Source organism: Oerskovia sp. NPDC057915, assembly GCF_042887685.1.
GTDB lineage: Bacteria > Actinomycetota > Actinomycetes > Actinomycetales > Cellulomonadaceae > Oerskovia.
On sequence record NZ_JBHVOS010000001.1, the window covers coordinates 116810 to 132176 of the forward strand.

18 protein-coding genes and 2 pseudogenes are annotated in these 15367 nt (G+C 70.4%); 11 read left to right on the forward strand and 9 right to left on the reverse strand.

The window, feature by feature from the left end:
- Positions 1-18: 18 nt before the first annotated feature.
- From ACFVQ3_RS00510 to ACFVQ3_RS00550, 9 genes are all read right to left on the reverse strand, one after another.
- Positions 19-1158, reverse strand: a complete 1140-nt coding sequence (locus ACFVQ3_RS00510; protein WP_387633827.1) for a hypothetical protein — start codon at positions 1156-1158, stop codon at positions 19-21.
- Positions 1159-1294: 136 nt separating this feature from the next.
- On the reverse strand, positions 1295-1828 hold the full coding sequence (locus ACFVQ3_RS00515) for a hypothetical protein (protein WP_387633829.1): 534 nt from the start codon (positions 1826-1828) through the stop codon (positions 1295-1297).
- Positions 1825-2469, reverse strand: a complete 645-nt coding sequence (locus ACFVQ3_RS00520; RefSeq protein ID WP_387633831.1) for a hypothetical protein — start codon at positions 2467-2469, stop codon at positions 1825-1827. The genes ACFVQ3_RS00515 and ACFVQ3_RS00520 overlap by 4 nt, the downstream gene beginning before the upstream one ends.
- On the reverse strand, positions 2466-3050 hold the full coding sequence (locus tag ACFVQ3_RS00525) for a hypothetical protein (protein ID WP_387633833.1): 585 nt from the start codon (positions 3048-3050) through the stop codon (positions 2466-2468). The genes ACFVQ3_RS00520 and ACFVQ3_RS00525 overlap by 4 nt, the downstream gene beginning before the upstream one ends.
- A 15-nt stretch (positions 3051-3065) precedes the next feature.
- The gene (locus ACFVQ3_RS00530) at positions 3066-3287 is read right to left on the reverse strand and encodes a hypothetical protein (RefSeq protein ID WP_387633835.1); all 222 of its coding nucleotides are present in this window, start codon (positions 3285-3287) and stop codon (positions 3066-3068) included.
- 214 nt (positions 3288-3501) lie between these two features.
- Positions 3502-4239, reverse strand: a complete 738-nt coding sequence (locus tag ACFVQ3_RS00535; RefSeq protein WP_387634130.1) for a helix-turn-helix domain-containing protein — start codon at positions 4237-4239, stop codon at positions 3502-3504.
- Positions 4240-4411: 172 nt separating this feature from the next.
- Entirely contained in the window at positions 4412-4810 is a 399-nt protein-coding gene (locus tag ACFVQ3_RS00540; protein ID WP_387633837.1) for a hypothetical protein, read from the reverse strand.
- Complete coding sequence (locus tag ACFVQ3_RS00545) at positions 4807-5097, reverse strand: helix-turn-helix transcriptional regulator (protein ID WP_387633839.1); 291 nt, start codon at positions 5095-5097, stop codon at positions 4807-4809. Before ACFVQ3_RS00545 ends, ACFVQ3_RS00540 begins: the two co-directional genes overlap by 4 nt.
- Positions 5098-5308: 211 nt before the next feature.
- Entirely contained in the window at positions 5309-6685 is a 1377-nt protein-coding gene (locus ACFVQ3_RS00550) for a recombinase family protein (protein WP_387633841.1), read from the reverse strand.
- Positions 6686-6700: 15 nt separating this feature from the next.
- Between ACFVQ3_RS00550 and ACFVQ3_RS00555 the strand changes: the two are divergent.
- The 11 genes and pseudogenes from ACFVQ3_RS00555 to ftsE form a co-directional block, all read left to right on the forward strand.
- Positions 6701-7255: pseudogene (locus ACFVQ3_RS00555) on the forward strand (ATPase, T2SS/T4P/T4SS family); the annotation flags it as partial.
- A gap of 1 nt (position 7256) precedes the next feature.
- Positions 7257-8117 carry a type II secretion system F family protein gene (locus tag ACFVQ3_RS00560; protein ID WP_387633843.1) on the forward strand — a complete coding sequence of 287 codons (861 nt, stop codon included), beginning with the start codon at positions 7257-7259 and terminating at the stop codon, positions 8115-8117.
- A gap of 50 nt (positions 8118-8167) precedes the next feature.
- A complete protein-coding gene (locus tag ACFVQ3_RS00565) occupies positions 8168-9064 on the forward strand; it encodes a type II secretion system F family protein (protein ID WP_387634132.1) in 897 nt (298 codons plus the stop codon).
- 147 nt (positions 9065-9211) lie between these two features.
- Entirely contained in the window at positions 9212-9403 is a 192-nt protein-coding gene (locus ACFVQ3_RS00570; RefSeq protein WP_387634134.1) for a hypothetical protein, read from the forward strand.
- Positions 9404-9450: 47 nt separating this feature from the next.
- Complete coding sequence (locus tag ACFVQ3_RS00575; RefSeq protein WP_387633845.1) at positions 9451-9822, forward strand: TadE/TadG family type IV pilus assembly protein; 372 nt, start codon at positions 9451-9453, stop codon at positions 9820-9822.
- Positions 9819-10382, forward strand: coding sequence for a pilus assembly protein (locus ACFVQ3_RS00580; protein WP_387633847.1), 564 nt, complete (start codon positions 9819-9821; stop codon positions 10380-10382). Before ACFVQ3_RS00575 ends, ACFVQ3_RS00580 begins: the two co-directional genes overlap by 4 nt.
- Positions 10379-10888: a pilus assembly protein TadG-related protein gene (locus tag ACFVQ3_RS00585; RefSeq protein ID WP_387633849.1), complete on the forward strand. Its 510-nt coding sequence runs from the start codon at positions 10379-10381 to the stop codon at positions 10886-10888. The genes ACFVQ3_RS00580 and ACFVQ3_RS00585 overlap by 4 nt, the downstream gene beginning before the upstream one ends.
- 221 nt (positions 10889-11109) lie before the next feature.
- On the forward strand, positions 11110-11715 hold the full coding sequence (locus ACFVQ3_RS00590) for a hypothetical protein (protein WP_387633851.1): 606 nt from the start codon (positions 11110-11112) through the stop codon (positions 11713-11715).
- Positions 11716-11819: 104 nt separating this feature from the next.
- Positions 11820-13082 carry a WxL protein peptidoglycan domain-containing protein gene (locus ACFVQ3_RS00595; protein WP_387633853.1) on the forward strand — a complete coding sequence of 421 codons (1263 nt, stop codon included), beginning with the start codon at positions 11820-11822 and terminating at the stop codon, positions 13080-13082.
- Positions 13083-13154: 72 nt separating this feature from the next.
- Positions 13155-14267: a peptide chain release factor 2 gene (prfB, locus tag ACFVQ3_RS00600; RefSeq protein WP_387633855.1), complete on the forward strand. Its 1113-nt coding sequence runs from the start codon at positions 13155-13157 to the stop codon at positions 14265-14267.
- A 225-nt stretch (positions 14268-14492) separates the two neighbouring features.
- Positions 14493-15173 (forward strand): annotated as a pseudogene (ftsE, locus tag ACFVQ3_RS00605) (cell division ATP-binding protein FtsE); the annotation flags it as partial.
- Positions 15174-15367 lie beyond the last annotated feature (194 nt).

Consider the following 15367-nt stretch of genomic DNA (forward strand, 5'->3'; position numbering starts at 1 on the left):
CGAGTCACTGCCGGTGGACTAGGGGGTCTTCCGGACGTTCTCGGCGAAGAACCGATCAACGTCGGGGAAGGCGGGGTCGCCGCGCTCGGCGAGTTCGGTCTGAATCAGGCGCCGGAGCGCGGCCCGGAGTTGTGCGTACGACAGCGAGTTGCGGATGTTCCCCGGTCCGACGCCAAACATCTCCTCCGTGAACCCTGCACTTCGTTCGCCCGCATGGACGAACTCCGATCGGCGCTTGTAGGCGGCGCGGACTGCCTTCCGAAGGGCTGTCGGGTCCTCCGCGAACTGAGACGATCGCGGACCTTTGTCGTACCACTTGCCCTCGGTGGAGTCGCCCGTGCCGTAGTCGAAGTTCCAGACGTACGTGGACGCGCTTTCGGACCAGAACTCTTGAGGGATGTTCTCGCAGAAGTAGGACGTGAACCGCTCGGTCAGGCGGATGTGTTGGTCGTCGAGCAGCTGCACTCGGAAGGCGGCAGCCTGTTCCTCGGTCAGGTCGACCTTCCGGAAGAACTTCTCCCACTTGTTGGACTTGTCCCAGAGGTCCCAGTCAGTTGCGGTCGTTCCGAAGCGCGCCGCCAGAGCCTCTATCCCTCCGACCGCGAGCGCGTAGGCGCCGGTGATGTCACGGGCGAACAACAGCGCGGAACTGTAGTGCATGTGGATCGCCGCCATGATCGCTTCCGCATCTTCCTCGTCCATCGTGAGGAGGCGAGACGTGATCTCGACGAACTCTTTGTTGACGCGGCGCCACTTGGGCATGGGGGCAATCAGGGTGTCGTCGGTCTGCAGATTCACTGGGATGAACAACGAGTGGTTGCCGCCTTCGATCCCGACGACTCCCTCGGGGAGCAGTTGGCAGCGTCGATCCGCGGCAACGGTGAGAAGCGCGCCGATCATTGCGTTTCGCTCGTTGTGATCCACGTCTTGCGATCGGTCGGCCTGGACAAACTGGAGGAGAGTGAGTCCTTGCACACCCTCACCCGCCTGCATCAGAGGGCCGATGGGTGTCGCGGTCAGCACACCCTTGCCCGCAAGCGGAACGGTTCCCGGGTGGACTAGTCGCTGGGCAATCTTGGTTGGCTGTTCACCCTTGGGAAGTGCCCGCACGTCGCCAACCCACGCTCGAAGGCGAAGCGCCCCCTTGCTGTCCTCCATGTTGTCCCCTTGCCCTCGATCTGCCCTGCTGGAATCGCGAACGTACCGCTGAAAAGACGCCGCTGACACATCGGCTCGCCGGGTCGGCGACGTGCGGTGTCGACGTGTTCTCGTTTCTGCACTCGCGGCGCCCGTCTCATGTGGCGAACGCGGCCGGGGAGGACTCAGCAGGCGTATACGTGAAGGCAACACGGACGAGGAGCCCGGCCCGAACCGCGCACATGAGCGCCGCGCCCGCGACGTTGGCGCCGCAGCCGAATGCGGCTGCGATGTCTGCGCTCGTAGCCCGGCCGACGTGTTCGATGTAGGCGGCGACGGCGAGTGCACGGTCGTCGCGGTCACCCGGCCACTCGCGGGGCGGGCGCCAGGCGACGGCAGACCTCTCGATGACGCGCCCGCGCTCGCGGAGAGCGAGGACATCGAGGCTGTCTCCGAGGGCGTCACGCACGGTACTGACGGTGACGCCGTGCAGGTCTGCTACCTCGTCGAGCGTCATGCCGTCTCGCCACGCACCGACGTCGTCAGTGGCTGCTGCTAGGCCGGATGCGGCCTCAGCTGCAAGCCGGGCGGCGTCACGGTGGCGCCCGCCGTCGAACGCGCGTCGAGCGGCGTCGAGGACGCGAGCGACGCGGGCGAGGTCTCTCGCGGGGTCGATCCTGCGGGCGCTCACAGCACGGCTCCCTGCGGGCCGTCCGCGGTCCAGAGTGCAACGGCCGGGGCGTCATCCCCGGGGAATGCTGCTCGGTCCTCCACGGACCGGGCAGCATCCTCTGCGTGGATCTCGCGGCGACGCTGCACCTCCCGGACGAGCGCGTCCATGCGTTCCGCGCGCTGTTCGTCCGTGAGGTCGGTGAACGCGACCGCGACCGGCCCGCCGTCGGGTGCCGAGATGTGCAGGGCACGGGCCGGGTCTGGCACGCCGAATGCTCGACTCTCGACCTTCGCCGCGAGGTCGAGCGCGCGGACGGCGTCGAGCGGAGCGAGTTCCGTCCAGTCGATCTGGTCGAACGCGCCGACGAGACGGTCGAGGACCTGGGCGGCGGCGTCGGCCTGTCGGCGACCGTGGGTCCTGGCACGTTCCCGCCATGCGGTGTCCTCGATGCGGGCCTGTTCCTCGTCCCACCTGCGCGTGCGGACGACCCACGACCACCGGGAGGACCAGCGTTCGAGTTGGGACCGTGTCCCGCCCGACTCTTGCCCCACTTTCGCCAGCGAGCGAGACGGCCCGAGGAGGAGGTAGGCGCGGAACGCGGCGAACGCGGGGGAGGTCTCCCCGGTTCGCCGGTCCCACGGCTGAGACGCGTCGTTCATCGCGGAGCGAGCCGAACCCAGGTTGCATCGCCGCGGTACGGGCCGGACGGGTTGGCCGTGTGCGTGGCATCCGGGTGGGGCGTGGTGCCGCTGGGCTTGGGCGTCATGCTCCGCGCGTGGCTGGACCAGAACGTGACCCGGTCGGCAGCCGAATCCAGCGCGTCACGGGTTGCACGCTCCGTCGCGACTGCGTCGGCGTGCGCGTCGAGCCGGGCCGTGTGTTCACGACGCGCGGCGTCGAGGTGCTGAGCAGTGATCCTCTCTCCGTGCTCACGCCAGACGTCGGCGATCTCACGGGCGACGTCAGCACGAGCGGCGTTGAAGGCCCCACGGCCCGGCGACGGAGCCCACACGGGGGCAGGCTCCGCGGGGAGGTCGCTGCCGTCGAACGCGGCGGAGTTCGCCCGCTCTTCCCACTCGGTGAGCGCTCGCTTGTGCTTGGCGTGGCGGGCCGTCTCGCGGGCGTCGAACGCGGCTTCGCGGGTGTCGATGTCGTCGAGCCTGTCGTGGAACCGGGAGAACTCCGGCTCGTTGAGGATCGCGTGGTCGGGCAGGGACTGAAGGATCTCGGAGCGGATCATCTGGGTTCTCCTCGGTCAGCGGTTGAAGCGTGCCGCGGCTGCGGCATCGGCACGGGGCGTGGGGCGGCGGGGCGTCGTGCCACGCATGGCGGCGTCGACGATCGCGGTGTCGTCGCGATCGAGCCAGCGGCGGCGGTAGGCGAACGCGGACTGCTCGACGAACGAGAGCGGTCGCGTCGGGTCGGTGGCGGCGGCGTTGAGTCGGTCTCGGTCGGCGTCGTTCAGGGGAGGGGTCATCGGGAAGTCCTGTCGGTTGTCGTGCTGGTGGTTGGAAGGGCGCGCCATGCGGTGATCCCGTCGCGCTCGGTTCGGTGGAGGTGCGGCTTGCAGCTGCGGCATGGCTGGGGGTGCTCGTCGGTGGACGTGAGCGCCCATCCGCTCGCACAGACATGCCCCTCCGGAGGTGGCGAAACGCCACGATCCGTAGGGTCGTCGAGGTCGTCACGCGGGGTCACGACACGGCCCTCCGGGCTTTGGCACGGCACCGTCGACAACGGGGCTCTCCGGTCGCCAGCAGCGGGATGTGCCCAGCGACAACGTCGTGCTCGCAGCATTCGCCGTCACGGATCGCGGCATTGAGTCCTTGCTCGTGGCGTCCGCGGTTCTCCTCGCCTGCAGCGCGGACCTCTGCCTCCGCGGCCTCCTGTGCCTTACGTGTGCGCTGGCAGGCCGTGCACGGCGGAACGTCCTCGCTGTCCTGGTGTCGCTGGCACTGTCTAGGGAAGCGGGGGGACTTCGCTCCCGTGCTGGAGGGAGATGGAGAGAGATGGTTGAGTCCGTCTGGCGCACTAGCCTGGTCCGTCGCGCGCACCAGATCTAGTCCGTCTGGCGCACTAGCCTGGTCCGCCTCGCGGACCCCTAGTCCGTCTGGCGCACTAGCCCCGTGCTCTGGCGCCCCAAGGGGCAGGTGCATCCCATACCCAGTGCGCTCATGCCTTGTCCGTGCTGCGGCGACGGTCGGGCGATCACGAGTGACCCACCCTTCACGTTCCAGCGTGTTCAGGTACTTGGCGACGGAAGACCGGGAGAGTCCGGTTCGTTCAGCCAGCGTGGTGAGAGACGGGCTGAACCGCTCTGGGATCGTCATATCCGGATCGGCTGACGTTGCGAGAGTGAGCGCCACAAGCCGGGCCTGGGACGGCAACGTCGACTTGAGCAAGGCGCGCTCCCACTCGAAGCGCGCAGTCATCGCGGCCACGAAATGCACACCTCCTCCGTGTGCTCTCCGGTCTCGTCATCACGCAATCGGACGACTCCGTCTCGATTCGCTGCGCGCGCCAGTTCCCGAGCCACACGCACCGCCTCGGGAGCCGACCCAGACGCCTGGACAGCGCGGAGCCAGCGACGGCGCTCGCGGCGGTTCATGCGCGGCCTTCCGCGTCGTGGACGAGCGCGAGAAGGGCGTCGCACGCCGACAAGGTCGCCGCGCTGGCCTCCCGGATTTCCCTGACGGCGTGCTCCAGGGCTGCGACGCGTCGGTCGAGGCGCTCGGTGCGCCGTGCCAGGGCGGCGAGAGCGCGCTCACGCTGCACCCTCTCGGACTCGACACCGGCGTCCGCGGAGATCGCGAGGTCGAGTGCGTCGAGCGCGATCTCGACGACGGCCCGAGGTCCGCGCTCGACGATCTCGTCGATCTCACGGCGTCGCACGGCCGCGGCGGTGGTGTCGGGCGCTGCGACGTCGACGAGGCGATCGAAGAGGGCGGCGAGCGACGGGACGTCTGCCGGGGCGTCCGCTGGGCGGCTCTCGTTCGTCATCATGCGCCGCGCAGGATCGCACCGAGAGCGTCAACCTGCTCAGCTGTGAACGGCGGGGCCTGGGCAGCGATGGTCTCTGCAGCGCGAGTGGTGATCGTGTGGGCATCGAGCCACGCCGTGACGACGTCTTCGCGGTATCGGACGGTGGCCCCGCGGCCGGGGCCGATCCGGACGAAGGCGGGGCCGGTGTTCTTGTGCCGCCAACCGGCGAGCGTGCGGACATCGACACCGAGGAGGTCGGCGACTTCGGCGGACCGAAGGTGTCGGACAAGCGAGGAAGAGGTGGGCATGGTGGCACTCCTGGACGTGCCGCTCTCGGCGGCGTGGTGCCAGCCAGGTGCAGTTGACCCGGCTCGTCCGGATGCCCAAGGGCTTCGGTCCGGACGCGCGGTCGCCCGGGTGCTTCGTTCGCGCTCTCAGCCTAGCCGTATTTGAAGGGCTCACCAAGTGCGTTCTCGCAGGTGAGAGGCTGTATCTATCACCCCTGAGAGGCTGTGTGTATCACCCTTCGCCGTGCCACACGAGGCGCACGGAAGCGGGGTCAAACCGCTTGGTGCCCTTCGCGACGGGTTCGATGACGACCCGGTCGAACAAGACCTTGACGACGGCGCGACGGCGCGAGATGTCGAGCGCATCCCAAGCGCCGCGGACGTCGTCAGCACTGACGAGCCCGGCGAGCGCGTCCTCGCGCCCGGCATCCGCGAGAGTCGCGGAGATCTCTCCGAGCCGGGCCTCGATCTCGCGCGTGATCGTCGTCAGCTGCGAGGCGCGGATCGTCCCGGAGGCGAACAGAGCAGCGGCCTCGTCGCGGCGTGCACGGAGCGCGCCCGCCTCGTCCCGAAGGCTGGAAACGTCGTGCCGGGCGTCCGGAGCGAGGAGGACCGCGGCGTCAGGGCGTGAGAGGCGCGCGACGACGACGGCCTCGATGAACCTGTCGAGAGTCTTAGCGTCACGTGCGACGTCACTCCTCTCCTTGCATTTGTAGGTGCGCTTGCCCCGGCTCGTGCGCGCGGTCGCGACCTTGCTCCCGTCGTCACACCGGCCACACTCGGCGATGGAGGTCAGGAGGAACTTCACGCTCCGGTCCGCCACGGTCGACCTTGCCGGGTCGGAGAGCACGTGCAGCGCAGCACGGAACGTCTGCTCGGGCACGAGCGCGGGCCACGAGCCCGGACCGACGATCTCCCCGCGGTGGGACCGGAGGGCCGCGTTCCGCGGGTTCGTCAGCACGCGACGCGTGGTCGTCGCGTCCCAGGGGTTGCCACGCGACGTGGTCGCCCCGGCAGCATTCCAAGCGCGGGCCACGGATCGCAGCGACCCGCCCGCGAGGATCGTCGAGTACCCCTCGCGCACGAGCGCGGCCTCGTCCTCGACGACGTCGAGCCCGTCCACGGTGTAGCCGAAGGCGCGGGGTCCAGACGGGGGCTTGCCCGCGGCCGCGCGCTGGTCGTTCGCGCGGCGCTGCCGGTCGCCCTTCGTCTCGATCTCCGCGCGTGCGACGGAAGCGAGGAGGTCGGCCACGAGCCGCCCGGACGGCGTCGTCATATCGAGGTCACTCCCGCGGACGAGCGCGACCGTGGCGGCTGCCGACTGAGCCGTCTCGATCAGACGGACGGTGTCGCGGCGGTTGCGGGTCAGCCGGTCGAGGTTCCAGGCGATGACGGCGTCGACGGTGCCCGCCTGCATGTCCGCGAGCAGAGCCTCGAACCCTGGGCGGTGAGCCTTGCCAGAGGCGGAGGTGTCGTTGTCGCTTCGCTCGGCGACGACGGACCAGCCGCGCAGTGCGGCGAGGTCGCGGGCGTCGTCGAGTTGGCGGGAGACCGCGGCGCCCTCGCCCGTCCGGTCGAGGGATACGCGTGTGTAGATGGCTGCTCGCATGTGTGCACTCTAGCGGTCTACGCGCTGCGGTTCGCGGTGCGCGACATCGTCTCGATGCAGTGCCGTCAGCCCAGCCTCGAGGGCACGGGAGAGATCCCGCTGCGGAGGCTGGTCAAGGAGGCGCTGCGCATGCGCCCCGACCGGATCGTCATCGGTGAGGTGCGCGAGGCGGAGAGCTTCGACCTCCTGATCGCTCTGAACGCCGGAGTGCCGGGGATGTGCACGATCCACGCCAACTCGGCGCGCGAGGCGATCTCGAAGATGTGCACCCTGCCGCTGCTCGCCGGGGAGAACGTCTCGGACCGGTTCGTCGTCCCGACCGTGGCCGGTGCGGTGGACGTCGTGGTCCATCTGGGGGTGACCGTGGACGGTCGGCGCCAGGTCCGGGAGGTCGTCGGCGTCCCGGGCCGCGTGGAGCAGGGGGTGGTCGAGACCTCCGACCTCTTCCACCGGGTCGGGGGGAGCCTCGTGCGCGGTGACGGCTTCCCGCCGGCGGAGGACCGGTTCGCCCGGGCCGGGATCGACCTCGCGGCGTTGATGGCCGGACCTCGGCCGGGCGAGGTCCGCTGACATGGGCGTCATGGTGGGCCTGCTGCTCGGGGTCGGGGTGTTCTGCGTGTGGTGGGCCTGGTGGGAGCCGACCCCTCGCCCGCCCCGTCGGACCGACGGCTGGTCGGCGAGGACGCAGGACCTCCTGGTGCTCGCCGGAGCGCCGACCGTCACGCCGCGTGCGCTGGTCGGTGCGAGTGCGGCTCTCGGCCTCTTCGTCCTGCTGGTCGTGGCGACGCTCACCCGGGCGCTGCCGGTCGCCGCGTGCTTCGCGTCGATGGCGGCGGCCGCACCTCTCGCGCTGGTGCGTTCGCGTGCCCGACGGCGGCGCTCGAGCCTGCGGGACGTGTGGCCGGAGGTCGTCGACCACCTCGCCTCGGGGGTGCGTGCGGGGCTGTCGTTGCCCGAGGCGGTGGGACAGCTCGGGGAGAGGGGACCGGTCGAGCTGCGTGAGCCGTTCGCGCGCTTCGCCCAGGACTTCCGGGCGACCGGGCGGTTCGCCGACTGCCTCGACGCGCTCAAGGCACGGCTGGCGGATCCCGTCGCGGACCGTATCGTCGAGGCCCTGCGCATGACGAGGGAGGTCGGCGGCACGGACCTGGGCAAGCTCCTGCGCACGCTGGCCATGTTCCTGCGCGAGGACGCCAGGACACGGGGAGAGCTCGAGGCGCGGCAGTCGTGGACGGTGAACGGCGCCCGCCTCGCGGTGGCCGGACCATGGGTCGTCCTGGCCCTGCTGGCCACGAGACCGGAGACGGCTCAGGCCTACGACTCGCTCCAAGGGGCCGTGGTGCTCGGCGGTGGTGCCCTGACCTCCGTGGTGGCCTACCGGGTCATGCGTCGGATCGGGCGTCTGCCCGAGGAAGTGCGGGTCCTGCGGTGAACGGGACCGGCGGGTTCGAGGTGTCCTGGATCGGTGTGGTCGCAGGAGCGATGCTCGGGTGCGGGGTCCTCGTGGTCGTCTCACGCCTGCGCGCTCGCCGCGTCCGCCTCGACGAACGCGTCGGACCCTACCTGCGGGTGCTCGGGACGTCGTCGTCGCTGTTGCAGGAGTCGTCGGCGCGATCGCCCTTCCCTGCGCTCGACCGTCTCGTCGGTCCGTGGCTGACCGAGGTCGGGAAGGGGCTCGAGAGGTTCGGGTCGACCCGCGCGGTGCTCCGCCGACGCCTCGACCAGGCGGGACGCCCCGAGAGCGTCGACCAGTTCCGCGCGCAGCAGGTCGTGTGGGCCGTGATGGGCCTGGTCGGTGGGCTGCTGCTCGCCCTGCTCCTGGCCGCGACCAGGGGCTCGTCGCCCGTGGTCCTCGCCGCGCTCGTCGCTCTCTGCGGACTCGGCGGCCTCCTCGGCTGCGACCACCGGCTCTCGCGCCAGGTCGCACGGCGCGAGGAACGCATGCTCATGGAGTTCCCCACGATCGCCGAGCTGCTCGCGCTGTCGGTCGGGGCTGGAGAAGGACCCGTCGCGGCGATGGAGCGCGTCGCGACCATGGCCCGCGGCGAGCTGTCGGCCGAGCTCGCGCTGACGCTCTCGATGGTCCGCTCAGGCGTGCCGTTGTCGCGCGCGCTCGAGGCGTTGGCCGATCGGACCGCGTTGACGAGCCTCACCCGCTTCGCCGAAGGGGTCGCCGTGGCGGTCGAGCGGGGGACCCCGCTCGCCGACGTCCTGCGCGCCCAGGCCCAGGACGTGCGGGAGGCAGGACGTCGGGCCCTCATGGAGTCGGGCGGGCGCAAGGAGGTCCTCATGATGGTCCCCGTGGTCTTCCTGATCCTTCCGGTGACGGTCTGCTTCGCGATCTATCCGTCGATCGCGACGCTGCGGATCGGTCTGTGAGCGCATGACCCGGGCTCGGGTAGGTCGCGGACCTTGCCCACGAGCTGGACGCACGTGCTGGACGCACGTGCTGGACGCACGACCTGGACGCACGACCTGGACCACGGCCGCGCACGAACGACGCGGTCGACCGACCGAGGGAGCATGATGACGAGACGACCGAGGACCTTGACCCGACAGGTCCGGCAGTGCCTGGGTGCGCAGGAGCGGGGCGACGTCCCCGGCTGGGTCCTGGTGACCCTGATGACCGCGGGCCTGGTCATCGCCCTGTGGGCCGTCGCGGGCCCGGCGCTCACGGAGACCTTCACGAACGCGATCAACAGCGTCGGCGGTCCGTGAGCCGGGTACGCCGACGACTCGGCCCGACGAGTGGTCGGGAGGCTCGCGTGCGGGACGGCGGCTCGGCCGTCGTGGACTTCGTCCTGGTCTCGGTGATCCTGCTCGCACTGTTCCTGGGAGTCGTCCAGGTGGTTCTCGCGCTGCACGTGCGGGCGATCGTGATCGACAGCGCGGCCGAAGGTGCACGGCTCGCGGGCAGGGCGGACCGGACCACGGGGGACGGTGCGGCGCGCACGCGGACACTGATCGACGCGGCTCTCTCCGAGCGGTTCGCCCAGGACGTCACGGCACGGGAGGTCGACCACGAGGGGCTGCGCGTCGTGGAGGTGACGGTGACCTTTCCGCTGCCTGTCGTCGGGTTGCTCGGCCCGTCGGGAGTCGTCACGGTGGACGGGCACGCTCTGAAGGAGGAGCAGTGAGCGCGGGTGGGGGAGTCATGGCTCGGCGTCGCGACCGCACGGATCGAGCCGGCCTGGCGTTCCGCAGCCTGCGGTCCCGCGTCGCGGCCCGTGCGTTCGCGGGACGTCGTGACGGCCCTCGCGCGGTCGGTGAGGAGGGCAACGCGATCGTCGAGTTCCTCGGGGCTGCCCTGATCCTCCTCCTGCCCGTGATGTACCTCGCGCTGACGCTCGGACGGATCCAGGCGGCGACCTTCGCGGTCGAGGGCGCCGCGAAGGAGTCCGCCCGCGCGTTCGTCACGGCCGACTCGGTCGAGGGGGGCGAAGCCCGGGCGCGCGCCGCGGTCTCCCTGGCGCTGGCCGACCAAGGATTCACGGACGTCGAACCCGCCGATGTCCTGTCGATCTCGTGCGCGGGCTCCCGCTGTCTCGACCCCGGCAGCGAGGTCGCCACGATCGTGCGCTACGACGTCCCGCTCCCGTTCGTGCCGCCGGGCGTCCGCTCGTGGGTGCCGCTGTCCGTCCCGGTCGAGGCCTCCCACGTCTCGTCCGTGGACAGGTACGCGGGGGCTCGGCCGTGAGGCGCCGTCGTCGTCCGTCGCTGCAGGCGGCTCGCGGACGCGTCGGGGCAGTCGTCCGACGCGGGGACAGCGGCCAGATCCTGCTCCTCACGAGCGCCTTCGTCGCGTTCGCGCTCCTCCTCGTGACCGTGGTGGTCTCGGCGACGGGCGTCCACCTCGACCGCAAGCGACTTCTCGACGTGGCCGACGCCGCCGCGATCGACGCAGCCGACTCGATGAGCGAGGACACCTTCTACGAGGGTCGGGTGCCCCTCCCTCAGGAGCAGGCCGTGCTCCGGCTCAGTGACGCGGAGGTGCGCGCCTCGGTCGAGGAGTTCCTGGCAGCGCATCCCGAGATGCTGGACGACCTGCATGCTGTCACCATCGTCGAGGCGTCGACGCCCGACGGACGGACCGCGCAGGTCGGTTTGGCCGGGTTGTCCCGCCCGGTCCTCGTCAGCTGGGTGACCCAGCTGTGGTCGGACGGGATCCTCGTACGTGCCGAGTCCAGCGCACGGGCTTGGTGAGTCCCGAGGGTCGGTGGTAATCATGACCATCCGGTGAACACGGGCGGCGCAAGGTGACCAAGTACGTTCACTTTCTTAACGAACCATGCAACTTTTGTCTGATGACTGACAAAACAAGGGTTCGCCGCTATGGTGATCCGGTCCGACACCCTCCAACGACGGAGACTTACATGAACGTACGTGCAAGGAAGCAGTGGATTGCCGGCGGAGCACTCGGTGCGATGCTTCTCGGAACCGTCGCGATGGCCTCCGGGGCCGCCGCTGACGAGGTGACCCACGGTGAGGAGGACGTCCAGATCCAGGTCGCCGTCACGCCGGTCGGAGCGCTCGCGCTCAACGTCGCCAACCCGTCCGTCACGCTCGGCGAGACGACCGACGACGACATCTGGGCCGCCGGGAACCGTGAGTTCACGGGTCTCCTGGACGGCATCAGCGTCACCGACGACCGCAACGACGTGGGTGCGGACGCGAGCTGGACCGTCACGGGCCAGGTCAGCAGCTTCACCGCCGCCGGCCTGGCGGACATCGACTCGTCCAACCTCGGGTGGGTCCCCGAGCTGGCGAACCCGATCCCCGGTGACTTCAACGTCACGCCGGGCCAGCCGATCGCCGGCGAGCTCCAGGAGGTCCCCGCGGGCGAGGGCCCCGGCGGCGACTGGCTCACGGGCGGCGTCCAGGTCGGCGACCTCCTGGTGTCGAGCGGCTCGTCGCTCGAGGCCAAGGGGCAGTCGTTCGGTGTCAAGGCCGGCCTGAACCTCACGGTCCCGAAGGGCACGCCCTCCGGTGCGTACGCGTCGACGCTGACGCTCACGCTCATGGAGAGCTGACAGCTCGATTCGAGTCACGGACGGTGACGACGCAGGGCCGGCGGATCTCCGTCGGCCCTGTACCGTCTCCGGGGCAGCAACCCGTTCGAGGAAGACCGGAAGTCGTGGTGAGCAAGGACATGAAGAAGGCACGTGAGGCAGGCACTCTACCGACGAGGCGGACCGCCGCCGGGCTCCGTGCGGGGCTCGCTGCCCTGGGCGCCCTGATCCTGACCCTGGTCGGCGTCGTCGGAGCGGCCCACGCGAGCGCACCCGACCCGGACAGCTTCCGGTTCTCGGTCACCACGGCGTCGCCCGAGGGCCCCGACGCCCGCAGGATCTTCGACTTCGTCGCGGAACCGGGCGCCCAGATCCAGGACCAGGTCGCCGTCTCCAACCACGGCCCGGCCCCGGTGACGTTCGCCATGGTCACGAACGACGGCATCTTCACCCCCACGGGCAGCTTCGACATCCGCACCTCCGACCAGGAGCCCCAGGACTCCGGCGGCTGGTTCGAGGTCCAGCCGAGCGTGGAGGTCCCCGCGGGCGAGACCGTGATCGTGCCGTTCACGATCACGGTGCCCGAGAACGTGACGCCCGGCGACCACCCCGCCGGCATCGTCGCGACGATCACGACGGCGGCCTCGGCGTCGGGTCCGGGGGTCGGTGTCGAGAGCCGGGTGGGCGTGCGCGTCAACCTGCGGGTCCCGGGGGAGGTCGTCCCCTCGATCGCGCTCGACCACGTCACCGCGACCTACACGCCGTCGTGGAACCCGTTCGCCCCCGGCGACGTCCGGGTGTCCTACGAGGTGAGCAACGACGGGAACCTGCGGGTCGCCGGGGACCAGACGATCACGGCGTCCGGACCGTTCGGCATCGGTGCCTCGACCTTGGACCGCGGCGTCGAGGGGATCAAGGAGCTCATCCCCGGCACCTCGCGCTCGACCGCGGCGACGATCGGTGGGATCTGGCCCCTCGGACCCGTGACGACCGAGGTCGTCGTGACGCCCGCGCTCGTCGCGACCGAGGGTGAGGCCGGCGGCGCGATCGACGTCCCCGCGGCGGACCTGCGACCCGTCACGGTCACCGTGACGACCTGGGCCGTCCCCTGGATCCACCTGCTCCTCCTCGCGGTGCTCGCGCTCGTCGTGATCGGGGTGCGGGACAACCGTCGCCGGCGCACGCAGCGTCTGGAGGCGCTCCTGGAGAAGGCCCGCGCCGAGGGGCGGGCCGCAGCAGTCGCCGAGCCCGGAACAGGAGCGGCCCCCGCACCCGGCGAGCCGGCGCCCACCCCACCCACCACACCCGACGCCCTTTCCGAGCCCTCCGCACCCGACGCTCTTGCCGAGCCCACCGGAGGGACCCGAGCGCCGTCGTCGGGCGGCTGACCGGGGCGTCCCGGCCCCGCGCCCGCAGGACCGGGCCGTGCGGGGCGCCGTCGTCGCGTAACCTTGAGGACCGTGGCCACCATCGACTTCCCGCACGAGATCCGCGCCCTCCGATCGACGCTCGACACCATCAGCGCCGTGAGCGACCCCGACGCCCTGCGCGTCCAGATCGCCGAGCTGTCGGACAAGGCGTCGGCACCGGACCTGTGGGACGACCCGGACGCCGCCCAGAAGGTCACGACCGCCCTCTCGCAGACGCAGTCCGAGCTCGATCGCATCACGAACATGAGCGACCGGATCGACGACCTGGAGACGCTCGTCGAGATGGCCACCGAGGACAACGGGGACCCTGAGACGCTCGCCGAGGCGACGTCCGAGCTCGAGCTGATCCGCAAGGACCTGGGCGTGCTCGAGGTCAAGACCCTGCTCTCGGGCGAGTACGACGCTCGCGAGGCCGTCGTGACGATCCGCTCGGGCGCGGGCGGCGTCGACGCCGCCGACTTCGCGGAGATGCTCATGCGCATGTACCTGCGCTGGGCCGAGCGCCACGGCTACCCGACCCAGGTCCTCGACACGTCGTACGCCGAGGAGGCAGGACTCAAGTCGGCGACGTTCGAGGTCAAGGCGCCCTACGCGTTCGGGCACCTGTCGGTCGAGGCCGGCACGCACCGCCTGGTGCGCATCTCTCCGTTCGACAACCAGGGCCGCCGCCAGACGTCGTTCGCCGCGGTCGAGGTCATCCCGCTCATCGAGCAGACCGACTCGGTCGAGATCCCCGAGTCCGAGATCAAGGTCGACGTGTTCCGCTCGTCGGGCCCCGGCGGTCAGTCCGTCAACACGACCGACTCGGCCGTGCGCATGACCCACATCCCCACGGGGATCGTCGTGTCGATGCAGAACGAGAAGTCGCAGATCCAGAACCGCGCCGCAGCCCTGCGCGTGCTCCAGTCGCGCCTGCTCCTGCAGCGCCAGGCCGAGGAGAGCGCCGCCAAGAAGGCCATGGCGGGCGACATCAAGGCGAGCTGGGGCGACCAGATGCGCTCCTACGTCCTGCACCCGTACCAGATGGTCAAGGACCTGCGGACGGAGTACGAGGTCGGCAACACCTCGGGGGTCTTCGACGGCGACATCGACGGCTTCATCGAGGCCGGGATCCGGTGGCGTCGCAGCGCTGACCAGGCCTGAGGAAGGCGTTGAGCGGGCCTGACGACGCCGCTGACCAGGCCTGACGAAGGGGCCGGGACCTCGTGTCCCGGCCCCTTCCGTCACCCGGGGTGAAACGTCCCGCCGGGGCGCCGGATACGGACGTACCCGGCGTGTCAGCGGTGTCAGGCCAATCGGGCGTGCCTACTCTCGTGGGCGACCAGCGAACACTTTTCGCTTCCCCCAACGAGAGACTGGTCAACCCCTGTGATCCGTTTTGAGAACGTCTCGAAGGTCTACGCCCGTGGCGCCAGACCTGCCCTGAACGGCATGTCCGCCGAGATCGAGCGCGGCGAGTTCGTCTTCCTGGTCGGTGCGTCCGGCTCCGGCAAGTCGACGTGCCTGCGGCTCGCTCTGCGCGAGGAGCGGCCCACCCAGGGCAAGGTCTTCGTCGCGGGACGTGACCTGTCGACGCTGTCGAGCTGGAAGGTCCCGTCGCTGCGTCGCCAGATCGGCGTCGTGTTCCAGGACTTCCGGCTGCTGCAGAACAAGACGGTCTTCGAGAACGTGGCGTTCGCGCTCCAGGTGACGGGCAAGCCGCGCCACATGATCGCCGTGACGGTCCCCGAGGTGCTCGAGACGGTCGGTCTGCAGGGCAAGGAGAAGCGCCGTCCGCACGAGCTCTCGGGCGGTGAGCAGCAGCGCGTCGCGATCGCGCGCGCCTTCGTCAACCGGCCCTCGATCCTGCTCGCGGACGAGCCCACGGGAAACCTCGACCCCAACACGTCTCTCGGGATCATGAACCTCCTGTCACGCATCAACGCCACGGGGACGACGGTCGTCATGGCCACCCACGACTCCGGTTTCGTGAACCAGATGCGCCAGCGCGTCATCGAGCTCTCGAACGGGGTCGTGCTGCGCGACCAGAAGGACGGGGTCTACGGCGCGGGGGTCCCCATGCCCGACGACGACGCGCTCCGTGCACCCTCCGGTCACCTCGCGGCGCGACCGTGGTCCCCACCTGTCGAGGTGCGCCCGGTGCCCGCGATCGAGCGTCCCGCGCAGGTCCAGGCGGCACCGCCGAGCACGGCCCAGGGGTCGGCCGTGGGTCCGTCGCAGATGCAGCAGTCCGGCCGGGGGGA